Annotated in this window: 14 protein-coding genes; 9 read left to right on the forward strand and 5 right to left on the reverse strand. The window is 32.1% G+C overall.

The genetic code is table 11. The features are described from left to right. Positions 1–2: 2 nt before the first annotated feature. Positions 3–1,895, forward strand: a complete 1,893-nt coding sequence (gene mnmG, locus HMPREF0520_RS02325) for a tRNA uridine-5-carboxymethylaminomethyl(34) synthesis enzyme MnmG (RefSeq protein WP_006729299.1) — start codon at positions 3–5, stop codon at positions 1,893–1,895. 88 nt (positions 1,896–1,983) lie between these two features. On the opposite strand, the gene nrdE is transcribed toward mnmG, so the two are convergent. From nrdE to HMPREF0520_RS02345, 4 genes are all read right to left on the reverse strand, one after another. Then, positions 1,984–4,161 (reverse strand): class 1b ribonucleoside-diphosphate reductase subunit alpha, encoded by a 2,178-nt coding sequence (nrdE, locus tag HMPREF0520_RS02330; protein ID WP_006729300.1) that lies wholly within the window; start codon positions 4,159–4,161, stop codon positions 1,984–1,986. After that, complete coding sequence (gene nrdI, locus HMPREF0520_RS02335; RefSeq protein ID WP_006733297.1) at positions 4,151–4,576, reverse strand: class Ib ribonucleoside-diphosphate reductase assembly flavoprotein NrdI; 426 nt, start codon at positions 4,574–4,576, stop codon at positions 4,151–4,153. The genes nrdE and nrdI overlap by 11 nt, the downstream gene beginning before the upstream one ends. 1 nt (position 4,577) lies before the next feature. Continuing rightward, on the reverse strand, positions 4,578–5,591 hold the full coding sequence (gene nrdF, locus HMPREF0520_RS02340) for a class 1b ribonucleoside-diphosphate reductase subunit beta (protein WP_006730804.1): 1,014 nt from the start codon (positions 5,589–5,591) through the stop codon (positions 4,578–4,580). Between the two features lie 252 nt (positions 5,592–5,843). Further along, complete coding sequence (locus HMPREF0520_RS02345; RefSeq protein WP_006734289.1) at positions 5,844–6,680, reverse strand: DegV family protein; 837 nt, start codon at positions 6,678–6,680, stop codon at positions 5,844–5,846. Between the two features lie 123 nt (positions 6,681–6,803). Between HMPREF0520_RS02345 and HMPREF0520_RS02350 the strand changes: the two genes are divergently transcribed. The 7 genes from HMPREF0520_RS02350 to HMPREF0520_RS02380 all read left to right on the forward strand — a co-directional run bounded on the left by HMPREF0520_RS02350 (position 6,804) and on the right by HMPREF0520_RS02380 (position 13,377). Then, entirely contained in the window at positions 6,804–7,325 is a 522-nt protein-coding gene (locus HMPREF0520_RS02350; protein WP_006729304.1) for a DUF1836 domain-containing protein, read from the forward strand. 5 nt (positions 7,326–7,330) lie between these two features. Beyond that, complete coding sequence (locus tag HMPREF0520_RS02355; RefSeq protein WP_006729305.1) at positions 7,331–8,023, forward strand: YjjG family noncanonical pyrimidine nucleotidase; 693 nt, start codon at positions 7,331–7,333, stop codon at positions 8,021–8,023. Positions 8,024–8,042: 19 nt separating this feature from the next. Then, complete coding sequence (locus HMPREF0520_RS02360; protein ID WP_006729306.1) at positions 8,043–8,870, forward strand: exodeoxyribonuclease III; 828 nt, start codon at positions 8,043–8,045, stop codon at positions 8,868–8,870. Positions 8,871–8,987: 117 nt separating this feature from the next. Next, a complete protein-coding gene (locus HMPREF0520_RS02365) occupies positions 8,988–10,439 on the forward strand; it encodes an amino acid permease (protein ID WP_006729307.1) in 1,452 nt (483 codons plus the stop codon). Positions 10,440–10,530: 91 nt separating this feature from the next. After that, the gene (gene brnQ, locus HMPREF0520_RS02370; protein WP_006730813.1) at positions 10,531–11,883 is read left to right on the forward strand and encodes a branched-chain amino acid transport system II carrier protein; all 1,353 of its coding nucleotides are present in this window, start codon (positions 10,531–10,533) and stop codon (positions 11,881–11,883) included. A 49-nt stretch (positions 11,884–11,932) separates the two neighbouring features. Continuing rightward, positions 11,933–12,844, forward strand: coding sequence for a proline-specific peptidase family protein (locus tag HMPREF0520_RS02375; RefSeq protein WP_006729309.1), 912 nt, complete (start codon positions 11,933–11,935; stop codon positions 12,842–12,844). A 272-nt stretch (positions 12,845–13,116) separates the two neighbouring features. After that, entirely contained in the window at positions 13,117–13,377 is a 261-nt protein-coding gene (locus HMPREF0520_RS02380; RefSeq protein WP_006730829.1) for a hypothetical protein, read from the forward strand. Between the two features lie 210 nt (positions 13,378–13,587). Here HMPREF0520_RS02380 and HMPREF0520_RS02385 read toward each other — a convergent pair whose 3' ends face one another. Continuing rightward, positions 13,588–13,875 carry a bacteriocin immunity family protein gene (locus tag HMPREF0520_RS02385; RefSeq protein ID WP_006729311.1) on the reverse strand — a complete coding sequence of 96 codons (288 nt, stop codon included), beginning with the start codon at positions 13,873–13,875 and terminating at the stop codon, positions 13,588–13,590. A gap of 234 nt (positions 13,876–14,109) precedes the next feature. On the opposite strand from HMPREF0520_RS02385, the gene guaD reads away from it, so the two are divergent. Beyond that, complete coding sequence (guaD, locus tag HMPREF0520_RS02390; RefSeq protein ID WP_006731384.1) at positions 14,110–15,459, forward strand: guanine deaminase; 1,350 nt, start codon at positions 14,110–14,112, stop codon at positions 15,457–15,459. The last annotated feature ends 12 nt before the right edge of the window (positions 15,460–15,471 follow it).

The following is a 15,471-nucleotide window of genomic DNA, read 5'->3' on the forward strand; positions in this document are numbered from 1 at the left end:
AAATGAAGACATATAATTCTAACGAATATGATGTGATTGTTGTGGGAGCAGGACATGCTGGATGTGAAGCTGCACTAGCTGCAGCCAGAATGGGTGAAAAGACACTTTTATTGACTATCAATTTGGATATGGTAGCTTTCATGCCTTGCAATCCATCTGTTGGCGGTCCGGCTAAAGGAACGGTAGTACGTGAAGTAGATGCCTTAGGTGGTCAAATGGGCAAAAATATAGATGCCACATATGTTCAGATGCGAATGCTGAATACAGGTAAGGGACCTGCTGTGCGTGCATTACGTGCTCAAGCAGATAAGTGGAAATACCACGAATATATGAAAAATACTATTGAAAATACACCTAATTTGACTTTGCGACAAGGAATGGCTGATGAATTGATTGTTGAAGAAGGTATATGTAAAGGCTTAATAACCAATACAGGAGCAAAATATTTAGCCAAAAGTGTAGTTTTAACACCTGGTACAGCTACGCGTGGCAGAATTATCATTGGTGAATTAACTTATTCATCTGGACCTAATAACTCCTTGCCTTCTATCAAGTTAGCTGAAAATTTGGAAAAATTAGGTTTTAAGATGCGTCGTTTTAAAACAGGAACTCCTCCACGTGTGGATGGTAATACGATTGATTATTCTAAAACTGAGGAGGAGCCCGGCGATAAGGAGCCAAGACATTTTTCATATACTACTAGCGATGATGATTATCTTAAAGATCAATTATCTTGTTATATGACATATACTAATCCTGTTACACATGAAATAATTAGAAAAAATTTAGATAGAGCACCTATGTTTTCTGGTGTGATAAAGGGAGTGGGTCCTCGTTATTGTCCATCTATTGAATCTAAGATTGTTAGATTTGCTGATAAAGATAGACATCAAATATTTTTAGAACCTGAAGGTTGGAAAACAAGAGAAATATATGTTGGCGATTTTTCAACTTCAATGCCTGAGGAGGTTCAATTAAAGATGTTACACTCTGTGGCTGGATTGGAAAAAGCAGAGATGATGCGTCCAGGGTATGCGATAGAGTACGATGTGATTGAACCATGGCAATTAAAGCATACATTAGAAACTAAAAATATTAGTCATTTGTTTACTGCAGGTCAAATGAATGGTACATCAGGTTATGAAGAAGCAGCAGGGCAAGGACTAATTGCAGGTATTAATGCAGCATTAAGTGCACAAAATAAGCCAGAATTTGTATTGGGTCGTGATGAAGCTTATATTGGTGTTCTGATAGATGATTTAGTTACCAAGGGAACTAACGAACCTTATCGTTTATTAACTAGTCGTGCTGAATATCGCTTATTATTACGACATGATAATGCAGATTTGCGTTTAACAGAAAAAGGTTATAACTTAGGTCTGATTTCTGAAGAGCGTTATCAAGAATTTTTACGTAAAAAAGAAGCAATTGCGACGACTATGAAAAATATAAAGTCTATAACAATTCATCCAACTGAGGAAGTACAAAATTATTTAAAGGATATCAAGCAGGATGCACTAAATGGAGCAGTTAATGGAGCTGATTTCTTAAAACGACCACGTGTAACTTTTGACGCTATTGAAAAATTAACAGGTAAAAAATTAGCGGCTGATAGATATGTCAAAGAGCAGGTTGAGATTGCTTTAAAATACGAAGGTTATATTAAGAAAGAAAAGATTATGGTGGATCGCTTGCATCGATTAGAATCTAAGAAAATACCTGAAGGTATTGATTATGCAGCAATTCCAAGTTTGGCTACTGAAGCTAGACAAAAATTTGAAAAAATACGACCTGAATCTATTGCACAAGCTGAAAGAATATCAGGTGTTAATCCTGCAGACTTAGCTGTTTTGACAGCTTATATACAGCAGGGCAGAATTGCAAAAATTAAATAAAATTAAGCAAGGCACAAAAAAACGACTTTATTGTTAGGCGTATCGTCTAAGTTATAAAGTCGTTTTTATTAGTTTAAAAGTGATTTTACTATAACATACATACTTGACATTCTTTAGAGCCAGTACATTTGAATTTATCTGTTTTTATAACTTCATCAGCAGCTAGATTTTCACTACCTTCTAGTACTTCTTGTCTAACACGAACGTAGTAAATGGTTGCACATTTCTTCTTAAAAGCATAGATATAAGCTTTATTTAAATCTCGTGTAGTAGCTTTATCTGTCATAAATAAAGTTAATGAGATAGCTTGATCTACATGTTTTTGAGCAGCAGCTACTATGTCTATAATAGCTGCGGGACCTACTTCATAGGCACCTTTTTGATAATATTTGTAATTATTGTTATCAATTTTATATGCGGGAACGTATATTCGTCCAACCATTCCTTCTTTTCTAGTTTCAACAGGAGCTACAACTGGTTGTAAACTTGGGGTACAAGAAGATAAGTAGCTGATAGAACCCGTTGGAGCTACAGCTAGTAAGTGCGAATTAGCTAAACCATATTTTTTTATATTGTTTACCAGATTATTCCAATCTTCACGACTTGGAATATAAAAATGATATTTATTTAATAGATCTTTAATAGTAGCTGTTTTTGGTAAATTATCATGCTCAGTATATTTCTTAAAGTAAGAACCGTCAGCATATTCAGATTCTTTAAAACCAGAATATGCTCCAAATTTTTGAGCTAACTTGTTAGAAGCTTTGAATGCATAGTATGCAGTTGCGTAGAAAAACATATCAGTAAAATCAACTGCTTCGGGTGAATTGTAGAATATATGGTTAGTTGCTAAAAAGCCGTGTAAGTTCATAGCTCCTAATCCGACAGCATGGTTCGCTAAATTACCTTTTCTGATTGAAGGGGCACATTTCAAATTTGATTCACGTGAAACATGATCTAAAGCTCTGATACTATTAGCAACTAAATGTTCAAAATGTTCCGAGTCATCCATAGCCTTTGCAATATTGAGTGAACCTAAGTTACAGCAAATATCATGTCCAGTTTTTGAAAAACTTAAATCTTCATTGTACTCACTAGGTGTGTTGACTTGTGCAATTTCCGAACATAAATTTGACATTACAATGCGTCCTTCTTTTTTGTTTGGATTTCTGTCATTAACGGTATCTTCAAACATAATATAAGGATAACCTGATTCGAATTGTAATTCAGCAATCGTTTGAAATAATTTACGTGCACTGATATATGTTTTCTTGATCTTAGGATTGGCTACCAAATTATCATATTCTTTGGTAATTGAAATATCGGACATAGGTTTACCATATTCTCGCATAATGTCATACGGGGAAAAGAGAGCCATGTCTTTATTTTCTTTTGCTAGTTGAAAGGTAATATCTGGAATTACAACACCTAATGATAAAGATTTTATTCGTATCTTTTCGTCAGCATTTTCTCTTTTTGTATCTAAAAATTTAAGTATCTCAGGATGATGAGCGTGTAAATATACCGCTCCAGCTCCCTGACGTTGCCCTAGTTGATTTGCATAAGAAAATGAATCTTCGAGCAATTTCATAACTGGTATAATACCACTAGATTGATTTTCTATTTTTTTAATCGGTGCTCCAAATTCGCGAAGATTAGTTAAACACAAAGCCACTCCGCCACCACGTTTAGATAATTGCAAACTAGTGGTAATGCTTCGGGAAATAGATTCCATATTATCTTCAACACGAAGCAAATAGCATGATATATATTCGCCACGTCTTTTTTTACCAGCATTAAGAAAAGTTGGTGTAGCTGGTTGAAATCTATTGTGAATAATGTCCATTAATAATGAAGTAGCAAAGTCTTCATCACCATCAGCTAAGAATAAGGCATTCATTACCACACGGTCTTCGTAATTTTCAAGATATTCTTTGTGGTCATTAGTTTTTAAGGCGTAGGCATTGTAAAATTTTACAGCTCCCATAAAATTAGGAAAGGTAAAGTGTTGATCGTATGCTTTTTTTGTTAACTTTTCGATAAATTCAATATTATATTTAGCTAGTAAATCTTTGTCATAATAGTCATTATCAATTAAAAAATTTAATCTTTCTCGAAATGATTTGAATTTTTTAGTATTCGGATTAATTTTTTCATCTATGTATGCTTTAACAGCTTTTTTATCAGCTTCAAAGTTAAAATGACCATTTTCATCTTTAAATTCTGTTAATGCATTTAAAGAAATATAAGTTTCATTATTTTTCATCGTTATTTTGTTTCCACCGTTCTGTTTTTAATATATTTAAGACATTTTCAACGTCTTCCATTGTACCTAGCAATTCGAATTGATATAAAAAAGGAACATGTAATTTTTTGGATATTATAGGTCCAGCTACAGCAAATTGATCTCCAAAGTTAGTGTTACCTGAAGAAATTACGCCCCGGCAATAGCTTCTATTATCTTTATCATTTAAGAATTGTATAACTTGTTTAGTTACAGCACCATGCATATGCAATCTACCGCCGCAATAGGTAGGAACAATTAGAATATAATCTTCATTAACTTTTATTGGAGTACCATCTAATGGAATTCTTACAGAACGCCAATTTAATTTTTGTACAAACCTGTGTGTATTATTTGATGATGTAGAAAAATAAACTACTAATATTTTTTTATCCATTTTAAAACTCCCAATCATCGTCTGTTGTTTCTTCAGTTACTCCCATTACATATGATGAGCCATTACCAGAAAAGAAGTCGTGATTTTCATCCGCTCTGGCAGATAGTTGAGCTAAAACTTCGGGTGCGATATGTGTCTCAGCTTCGGTAAATGGAGAATCATAACCTAGATTTTGTAAAAATTTTCCTGCATTATATATGCTGAATCTGATAGCATCTTCAGCAATATCGAAACCTTTATATAGCTCTCGTAAATATGCTTTTTCAAGGTCAATTAATTTATAAAGTAAAGCAAAAACAAAATCTTTCATTTCTGCTTGTCTTTGAGGAGCTAATTTTGCAAGTTTCTGCTGATACTTATAACCACTGTAATAATTATGGATAACTTTATCTCTTAAGATTAAGCGAATAATATCGGCTGTATTTGGTAATTTGTTTCGTGATGATAAATAGAAAGGTAAATAAAAGCCACCATACAATAAAAATCCAGGCATCATAGCAGCAGCGACTTTAGATTTTAAAGGATCATTACCTGTGTAATACGGTATTAACGCTTTAGCTCGTGCTTGCAATGCTTCATTATTGATTACCCAGTTGTGGGCCTCATCTATTTGATCACTATTACATAGTGTAGAAAAAATAGTACCATATGAACGTGCATGAACAGCTACCATAAAAGCAAAGTTGGCATAAATAGCTTGCTCATGATCTGTTTGAGCATTTTTTATTTGGGCTACATCACCGATAGATGCTTGTATAGTGTCTAGCAAAGTTAATCCTGTAAAGGTACGTGTAATTAATTGTTGCCAATCTTTTGATAAACTATTCCATGAAGGTAAATCATTTGATACGGGAATTTTTTCTGGGAGCCAAAAGTTTTGTGTAACTCTGTTCCATACTTCCAAATCTTTATCATCGTCAATCTTGTTCCAATTGATTGAACGCATATTAAGACCGTTATCATGATAAGCAAAATGAACTGGTGCTTGTGAATGATCGTAATAACTTTCTGACATAAACATTTCTCCTTACATAAAAAATCAACTTACAATCTAGCAGTTAATTTCAATCTAAAAAACAATCTAACACAATATCTTGTGCTTTTCAAATGATAAATATCATTATATAGTACCAAAAGGCTAAGGTATAGGGATAAAAAAGAAAAAATAAATTTAATAATATCTTATGTTACATGTGAAACAAAAAGAGCAACTATCTAAATAGTCGCTCTTTAAGATGATAGATATGGTAGTTAAATTTTAGGTGTATTATTTTTCAAATGATACCAAGATACCGCCATTTTCAGCATAAAAAGTACATAGAGCAGTACACAAACTAAATGATATGTCAGCATTTGGAAAAGTACTTGTAATCGTACTAGCAACCAATTGTGCTTCAGATAAATTGTTAACATGGTCAATTTCTACTTTGCCACCATTATATCCTTGATCTATCATCGCTTGTAATAGCTTAGGATAACATTTTTTCATACCACGAGCTTTGGATATTAATGCAAATGTTCCAGCGTCAGTAACTGTACCAATAATATTTAAATTAACTAGCTTGGAAAGTTTAGCAATAGTTGGATTGATTCTACCGTTATTTGCCAAGTTCTTCATATCTTTTAATATAAATACCATTTGTAATGTTTGCTGGTATTGTTTAACATCCTCAATAACTTCATCAAAAGTCAGGTTTTTATTTAAATCTTGTGCAATTCTTTCAGCAATCATTCTCATTTGCGGACCTGCTGATAGAGAATCGAAAATCTCAATTTTTACGTGAGGGTATTTTTCTTTGTATAAATTTGCCGCTTGAATAGCAGAATCATAAGTAGCAGATAAGCCACTAGTGATAGTGACTACATAAATCTCGTCTGCACCTGCAAATGCTTGTAACCAACTAGCAATGCTAGGACATGCGGTGCTGGTTTTTTGCTTGGTGTTAATAATAGCTTGAATAAAATTGTCAATATTGATATTGTTATCATCTAACCAAATATTATTATCTATTATAATAGACAGGGGGACATTAATATGTTTTTGTCCTAAAATAGTACTAGATAAGATATTGGCACCAGAATCGGTAATAATTTTTTTAATCATAGGTTGAGCCTCTATATTTTTTACATTATCTTGATACAAGTTTTTGATAAACTTATATCAAGATATAGAGTAACACAAAATAGAACAAAAGTATAAATATTTATATAGGAAGTGTATTTAATATTGAAAACAACGGAATCAGAATTAGTCAAAGACATTATCAACTTTAGGTTACCCAGGTATGATGAATTGCCAGTAATGGGTTTATATTTGGAACAAGTAGCTAATTACTTGAATGAATATTTGCATGCAATTAGTGAAACTCCCATCACTAGTTCAATGATTAGTAATTATGTTAAACATAAAATTATATCTAAGCCGATAAAAAAACTATATGATAGAGATCAAATAGCCTCGTTAATTTTTATAGCTCTTGCCAAAAACATTTTACAATTAAATGATTTAAAAAAAGGTCTTGTTATTCAGCAGGGCAGTTATAGTACAAAAGTGGCATATGATTATTTTTGTGTAGAATTAGAGAATAATTTACAATACGTATTTGGCTTAAAAGATGAAAATAAGATGGAGGATAATGCTCCTAGTCCTGAAAAAATTATGTTACATAATATGATTTTGACAATTAGTTATAAAATTTATTTGACGAAGTATTTTGAATTATATGATATAACCAAAAATAAGGGGTAACTGATTTGATATATAAACAAATAATTTTTGATATAGATGATACAATTATTGATTTTGACAATACTGAATATGTTGCCTTGAATAGTTTGTTTAAATTTCACGGTTGGAATATAACGCCTGAGATTCGAAAGAACTATCATGCATATAATCAAGGACTATGGCGCTTACATGAACAAGGAAAACTAACATATGAAGAGCTATCTGAAATTTGCTTTCGAGATTTTATCAAGCGAGAATACGATATAGATGTAAATGGTAAGCAAATCATGGCTGAATATAGGCATTATTTTGGCAATACACATAAATTAATACCTGGAGCTAAAGAAGCTTTACAATATTTTAAAAATCAAGGTTATTATTTAGCTGCTTTAAGTAATGGTGAAACATTTATGCAGAAAAAGCGTTTAAAATTGGCAAATGTTGCTCAATATTTTGATTTAATTATAACTTCTCAAGAAGCTCAAGCATCTAAGCCTAATCCTGCTATCTTTGATTATTTTTTTAGTCGCAGTAAAGTAAGTGTCAATCAATCTTTGCTTTTTGGTGATGGATTATCATCTGATATCTTAGGTGCTACTAATTATGGATTAGATTGTGTATGGTTTAATCATTGTCATAGAAAAAATCTTTTGCGACTAACTCCATTGCTAGAAGTTGATACCTATTCGGATTTTATAAAATATTGTAAAAATCATTAAGACACATAAGGAGCAAAAAATGTTATTTATTTCTTGGAATATCGATTCTTTAAATGCAGCTTTAACTGGTGATTCAGATAGAGCTCATGAAACTAGATCCGTGCTAAATAAAATTAAGGAGGCAAATCCTGATGTAGTTGCAATTCAGGAAACAAAATTACGAGCTAATGGTCCTACTAAAAAACATTGTGATATTTTAGCTGATATTTTTGAGGACTATCAATATGTTTGGCGTTCGTCACAAGAACCGGCACGTAAAAGTTATGCAGGTACTATGTTTTTATATAAAAAAAATTACCATCCACAAGTAACCTATCCGTTAATTGGGGCACCAGATACAATGGATCAAGAAGGTAGGATTATCACGCTAGAATTCGACACATTTTATTTAACACAAGTTTATACTCCTAATTCGGGTAATGAATTAAAAAGATTGGCTGATAGAGAAATATGGGATACTAAGTATCAAGAATATTTAGCCAAATTAGATCAAAATAAGCCTGTGATTGCAAGTGGTGACTATAATGTAGCACATCAAGAAATTGACCTAAAACATCCTGAAACTAATCATCATAATGCGGGATTTACTGATGAAGAGCGTAAAGGGTTCAGTAAGTTACTTAGTTTGGGTTTTATTGATACATTTAGATACATAAATGGTGATATTACGGATGTCTATTCTTGGTGGTCACAAAGAATTCGCACAAGTAAAACTAATAATGCAGGTTGGAGAATAGACTATTATCTAGTTTCACAAAGATTAGCTGATAAAATTGAACAATCTAAAATGATAGATACAGGTGATCGAAAAGATCATTGCCCAATCCTACTAAAAATAGATTTATAAATAATTTCCCGGTAAATAATTTGCTTACAATTTTATATAAAAATATATTAAGCAAAAGATGTGTAAAATCTCACAATTAAGGTATAATTATTACTAATATACATAGGGGGAATTTTTATGGATAATACTGCGGTTGAAGATAATGAACTATCACAAAATATCAAATATAATAGATTAACTGGTTTAAAATTGTTTGCGATGACTAGTTCAATGGTTATATCAGTAAGTGAACTGGTACCTTTTGGAAAGACTGGTCCTACCGCAATATTTTATTTACTTTTAGCTGGTCTTATCTGGTTTATACCTATTACTAAAATGGCTGGCGAAATGGCATCGATAGATGGCTGGAATAAAGGTGGTATTTTCACTTGGGTCAAAGAAACCTTAGGGGAGAAAACAGGCTGGACAGCTTTATTTTACCAGTGGATACACATAACAATTGGTATGAATGTGATGATGTATATTATTATCGGCTCGGTATCTATTATTTTAAATAAGCCATATTTAAATACCACTCCTTGTATTAGATTTTTGCTAATGATGATCATTTTATGGTCTATTACTTTAGTCGAAATGGTTGGTATGAAAAAAATAGGACGAATTGCAGAATGGTGTTTCGGTTTAGGAATTGCTATGCCTGTTATTTTGTTAATATTATGCTTTTTCGTCTATTTGTTAGAAGGAAAAAACGTTTATTTTCATATTAATTTTGATAATGTCTTTCCTCACAAATTTGATGGTAATAGTTTAGTAGTTTTTGTTCCATTTATATTAGCATTTTGTGGAGGAGAAGCTTCAGCTCCACATGTCAAATATTTGGAAAAACCTAAACAATACTCTAAAGTAATGCTAGGTTTGGCATGCGTAGCTATTTGTTTTGATTTATTGGGAAGCATGGCTATAGGTATGACTGTTCCTAAAGAATTGCATACTAATAATGTTACGGGATTTGTAGAAACTTTTGGTCATATGTTGAATAGCATTAATCTCCCGGGTGATTTGTTGATGAAAATCATAGGAGCATTATTAGCGTGTGGTATTATTGGCCAATTGGGTAATTGGCTTGCAGGTCCTAGTCAGGGCATGTTCGAAGCAGCTAAAGAAGGTTATCTACCAGCATTTTTTACTAAGTCTACTAAACGTGACGTTCCAATGAGACTGATAGTGCTACAATCTTTAATTGTCACTCTCGGAGCTATTGCTGTAACCTTTACAAGTGGTACCAATGCTAATTTTGCATTTGATGTTTCGATGGCAGCAACTACTGTTCAATATTTGATGATGTATATCATTTTACTGATATCGTATATAGTTTTAAAATTACGTCATGCAAAATTACCCAGGACATATTATATGACGACTAGTCCCATTAAAGGCATAGGTATTGCTTTAGTAGCTTTATGTATTACATTGATAGCATTTGTTCTTACTTTTATTCCAACAAGAGAAACGCCAGAACATTTACGTAATATGTATGTGTTAATTATGCTTATAATGTGTGCTATAGTGACTATTTTACCTCTAATTGTTTATCATTTTAGATATCTTTATGGTAAAAAAAGATTATAAAGAAAGCGTTTAATCAAAAGAAGTTAATTCTCATTAGCTTCTTTTTTTGTTACAATAGTAAGATATTATATTTTAAATAGGAGGAACAAAATTGATACAAAAATTAAATTTGAGACAATATTTAGTTATTGCTTCGATGATTTTTGCACTATTTTTCGGAGCGGGAAATTTGATTTTTCCACTACATTTAGGGCAATTAGCTGGTCGTAATTGGCTTATTGCTACTATAGGATTTTTAATTACAGGGGTATTATTACCATTATTTTCAGTGCTGGCAATTGCTATTACTAAAACAGATGATGTATATGGCATTGCTAAACCTGTGAGTAATTTATTTGCTACTTGTTTTATGATATTAATCCACTTAACATTGGGTATAATGTGTGCTTCACCGAGAACAGCTAGTGTTTCTTATAGTGTAGGTATTGCACCATTATTACCATCTAAGTGGCACAATATTGGGTTAGTTATTTTTACTGCCATATATTTTATTCTAACTTTTATAATTGCGTATAACGCAGGTAATATATTAGAAAATTTAGGTAAAATATTGAATCCTATATTTTTAGTTCTCTTGTTTTTAGTTATTATTATTGCTTTGTTTAAACCTTTAGGGAATCCCGCTGATTTTTCAGCTACAGCTAGCTATGCTCATAGTGCAGGTGTTAATGGATTTTTGGAAGGATATAATACAATCGATGCTTTAGCAGGTATCGCCTTTGGGGTATCTGTTATTTCGGCTGTTAAATCTATGGGCGTTACTGAAAAGAATGAAGTTGCCAAAATTACAGCCAAATCAGGCTTCATTGCGATGACCATGATAGGTATTATTTATTTCCTACTAATTTTGTTAGGAGCGATGTCATTAGGAAAATTTAAAGTTTCAGCAGAAGGTGGAAAAGCATTTTCACAAATTGTTACTTATTATGGTGGTACATTAGGTCAAATTGTCCTTGCAAGTTTGGTTACATTAACATGTTTAACAACAGCTGTGGGATTAGTTAGTTCATTTGCACAGGATTTCCATAGTCATTTTGGTGGCTTAAAATATCGTAAGTGGCTTGCTATCACATGTTTTGCTTCTTTCATGACTGCAAATCTAGGTTTGGAATTGATTATCAAGTGGACCTTTGCTATTCTTATGTTTTTATATCCAATAGCTATGGTTTTAATTATTTTGGCATTATTTTCACCATTATTTAAGGGTGACCATGTCGTATATAAGGTGTCGGTTGTATTGACTATTATACCTGCCTTTATGGATTTGATAGCTCATCTACCTGCACCTATATCTGAAACATCATTTTGCAAGATGATAATTGATATTCGATTAAAATATTTCCCTTTATCAGATATTGGCTTATCATGGGTATTTCCAACATTATTAGGTATTATAATTGCTACTTTAGTTCATGTATGGCGTAGAAAAAATAATAAGATTTAATCGGTTAAATGAGTTAAAATAGAAACAAAGATTAAAAGGAGATATATCTATGAGAAATGGCACAAAGATAATTACGTTAGATAATGGCTATCATTTATGGACTAATACACAAGGTCAAGGCAAAATACATCTTTTAGCATTACATGGTGGCCCTGGTGGCAACCATGAATATTGGGAAGATGCAGCAGTACAGTTAAAAAAACAAGGCTTAGATGTACAAGTTACTATGTATGATCAATTAGGATCTTTGTATTCTGATCAACCCGATTATTCTGACCCTGAGATTGCTAAAAAGTATCTTACATATGAATATTTTTTAGATGAAGTAGAAGAAGTTCGTCAAAAGTTAGATATTGACAATTTTTACTTAATTGGTCAAAGCTGGGGTGGCTTATTAGTTCAAGAATATGCTGTTAAATATGGTAAGCACTTGAAGGGAGCAATTATCTCTTCGATGGTAGATGAAATTGATGACTACGTAAAAGCTGTAAATCGTAGGCGTCAAGAAGTATTACCTCAGACTGAAATTGATTTTATGCATCAATGTGAAACTAATAATGATTATGATAATGATCGTTATCAAGCTGATGTACAAATTCTTAACATTAACTTTGTAGATAGAAAGCAACCATCCAAGTTGTATCATTTACATGATTTGGGTGGCACGGCAGTTTATAATGTCTTTCAAGGTGATAATGAATTTGTAATTACAGGTAAGTTGAAAGACTGGCATTTTAGAGACCAATTGAAAAATATAAAAGTTCCAACTTTACTTACTTTTGGTGAAAATGAAACTATGCCACTTGATACAGCTAAAATTATGCAAAAAGAGATACCAAATTCTCGCTTGGTAACTACACCTAATGGTGGTCATCATCATATGGTTGACAATCCGGATGTTTATTATAAGCATTTAGCAGACTTTATACGTGAAGTTGAAAGCGGAGAATTCAATAAATAATGGATATGAACCTCGAAATTTGGACAACAATTTCGGGGGTTTTATTGTGTCCAAATATCTGAATAACACAAAAAAGTAGCTTTTATTTTAATTAACATTTATATCATTTTATGATAAACTTCTTGCTAAGTCGATATACTATTATTTATCTTTTTTTATGGTGGATAATTATTTTTAGTGAGGAAAGAAAATGAATTTAAAAAAGACTTTATGTGTTACATTGGCTACTGTCACATTAGGAACTATTTTGTCTAGTGTATGGGGAGCAGAATGTGGTTGGAACGAGTTACGCTAAAAAAATAATAAAATGGATATTATCATTGTTGTTAATTATAATAGTTGGTATAACAATTATTACGGTATATTCTGCGTACTATAGTTTTGGTACAATGATTTTTGGTGTTCATACTGAAAGTGCCATAAAAGATTTTTGGAGTACGGAATTTTTATTAGGTGCTGTTTATATAATTGTAGTAATAACAATTGCAGTAGTTACAGGAGTTACTAGATTATACAAAAAACATCTAAAGTAATGTATTTGCTATAACATATGCCACACATTTTTTACTCAAAGAACGATACGCGTAGTGTGGTCAATTATGAAAAGTTATTTTTTCTGTTATTTTATATGAACCTCGAAATTTGGACAACAATTTCGGGGTTTTTATTGTGTCCAAAAAAAACATATCTCGACACATGATCGAAATATGGTTTAAAAAATCTAATTAATAATATTTCTAAAATTAGAACTTCATGAACATCATTCCTGCCCAACTAATTCCTTTATAGGCATTATTTATGATATCAGTATAAAATTTATCAACAGAAGGAGATAGTTTAGATTGCAAAGCTAGAGGGCGAACTTGAGATAAAAAGTTATTGAGTACTCTTTGGGTGTATTCGCCCTTTTCTAAGCGATTTTTGACTCTAATTAAAGCGTCTCGTTCTTCTGACTTTAAATTAGGATCTTTTAAAATTTCACATATATCTGCAATTATTTTTTCTTCCGCTTTATTCTTTTTACCAAACATTTTACTCTCTTTTCTATTTATGAAAACCTAAGCAACAACCACTACTGTATAAAGTATGCTTACAATCGTCTGATAATATGATGCAATCATAAGAATATTATAGGTCTGATTTTTTAAAAAACAATATATAAGAAAAATAGTAATTTTATTTAGAGCTCTAAATAAAAAAACGAACAAATATTATTTACTTATGATAAATGTTTGTATATTATATAGATAACAACTGATAGAGAGGTGATTTATATAATATATAAAAAAGTGATAGAAGGCACAATTTGCACGCCTGAAACAGTAGATAAAATTGGATGTTATGGTAATGCTTTAGTATGTGTTAATCAGCAAGGATTAATCGCATCAGTACTATTTCCGAACAATAGCCAATATGGTGAGATTAAACAAACAGCTATTTCACAAGGTAATTATCATCAACTAGCTGCTGATGAATATCTTTTACCAGGGTATGTTGATTTACATGTGCATGCACCGCAATGGCCACAAGCTGGACTAGCTTTAGATCTTCCTTTAGCAGATTGGCTAGATCATTATACTTTTCCTTTGGAAAGCAAATGCTCAGATTTAAACTACTCTAAAACGATATATGATTCTTTAGTTAAAGAATTATTATCTCAAGGAACTACTACTGCTTTAATGTTTGGTACTATCTATAATGATTCCAACATCATTTTAGCTAAGGCTTGTTTAGAATATGGATTAAGAGGTTTTATCGGACAAGTTGCTATGGATAATGCAGATCAAACACCTGCTTATTATAGAAATCAGTCTGCAAAAGATGCTATTGATGCGACTGAATTGTTTATTAAGCAATTGCAAAAATTAAGCAATGATGCAGATAGAGTAGTTCCTGTCATTACTCCTAGATTTGTTCCAAGTTGTAGTGATGCATGTTTACAAGGGTTAGGTCAATTAGCTAATAAATATAATGTGCCAGTGCAAACACATGTTAGTGAAAGTAGTTGGGAGCATGGATATGTGCTAGATCGCTTTAAAGCTACTGATACTAGTGTTCTTGATCAGTTTGGTCTTTTAACCGATCGAACAATTTTAATGCATGCAACTCATTTAACTGATGATGATATGGATTTGCTTGCCAAGCGTGAGGCTGCTTTAGCACATTGCCCTATCTCTAATGCTTATTTTGGCAATGGAGTTATGCGTGTTAAAGAAATTTTAGCTAAGCAAATCAAGCTGGGCTTAGGGACAGATATTTCAGGTGGTTATTCATCTAGCATATATCATAATATTCGCCAAGCGGTAATATCTTCACGGATGTTAGAAGACGGTGTAGATACTACCAAGCAAGCAACTACTAGAGGTGTTGCAAATTCTAGAATTAATATTGCTACGGCCTTTTATATGGCTACAGTAGGAGGTGCTGAGGCATTACATTTAAATACTGGACGAATTAAAGAAGGATATAAAGCTGATTTCCAAGTGGTGAAAAGTCACCCTTCAGTTATAACATTATCCGATGAGCAAATGATTGAACGAATATTATATCAAACACAACAATCTGATATTAAACAAGTCTATATAGATGGAAATTTAGTTTATTGTAAAGATTAATTTGTTATAGAG

It is taken from the genome of Lactobacillus iners DSM 13335 (assembly GCF_000160875.1).
GTDB classification, from domain to species: Bacteria; Bacillota; Bacilli; order Lactobacillales; family Lactobacillaceae; genus Lactobacillus; species Lactobacillus iners.

Excerpts from the sequence above, each read along its gene's own strand:
- HMPREF0520_RS02345 (WP_006734289.1), bottom strand. The coding sequence starts at position 6,680 with ATGATTAAAAAAATTATTACCGATTCTGGTGCCAATATCTTATCTAGT.
- mnmG (WP_006729299.1), top strand. The coding sequence starts at position 3 with ATGAAGACATATAATTCTAACGAATATGATGTGATTGTTGTGGGAGCA.
- HMPREF0520_RS02385 (WP_006729311.1), bottom strand. The coding sequence starts at position 13,875 with ATGTTTGGTAAAAAGAATAAAGCGGAAGAAAAAATAATTGCAGATATA.
- nrdE (WP_006729300.1), bottom strand. The coding sequence starts at position 4,161 with ATGAAAAATAATGAAACTTATATTTCTTTAAATGCATTAACAGAATTT.
- HMPREF0520_RS02375 (WP_006729309.1), top strand. The coding sequence starts at position 11,933 with ATGAGAAATGGCACAAAGATAATTACGTTAGATAATGGCTATCATTTA.
- nrdI (WP_006733297.1), bottom strand. The coding sequence starts at position 4,576 with ATGGATAAAAAAATATTAGTAGTTTATTTTTCTACATCATCAAATAAT.
- HMPREF0520_RS02365 (WP_006729307.1), top strand. The coding sequence starts at position 8,988 with ATGGATAATACTGCGGTTGAAGATAATGAACTATCACAAAATATCAAA.
- nrdF (WP_006730804.1), bottom strand. The coding sequence starts at position 5,591 with ATGTCAGAAAGTTATTACGATCATTCACAAGCACCAGTTCATTTTGCT.
- HMPREF0520_RS02360 (WP_006729306.1), top strand. The coding sequence starts at position 8,043 with ATGTTATTTATTTCTTGGAATATCGATTCTTTAAATGCAGCTTTAACT.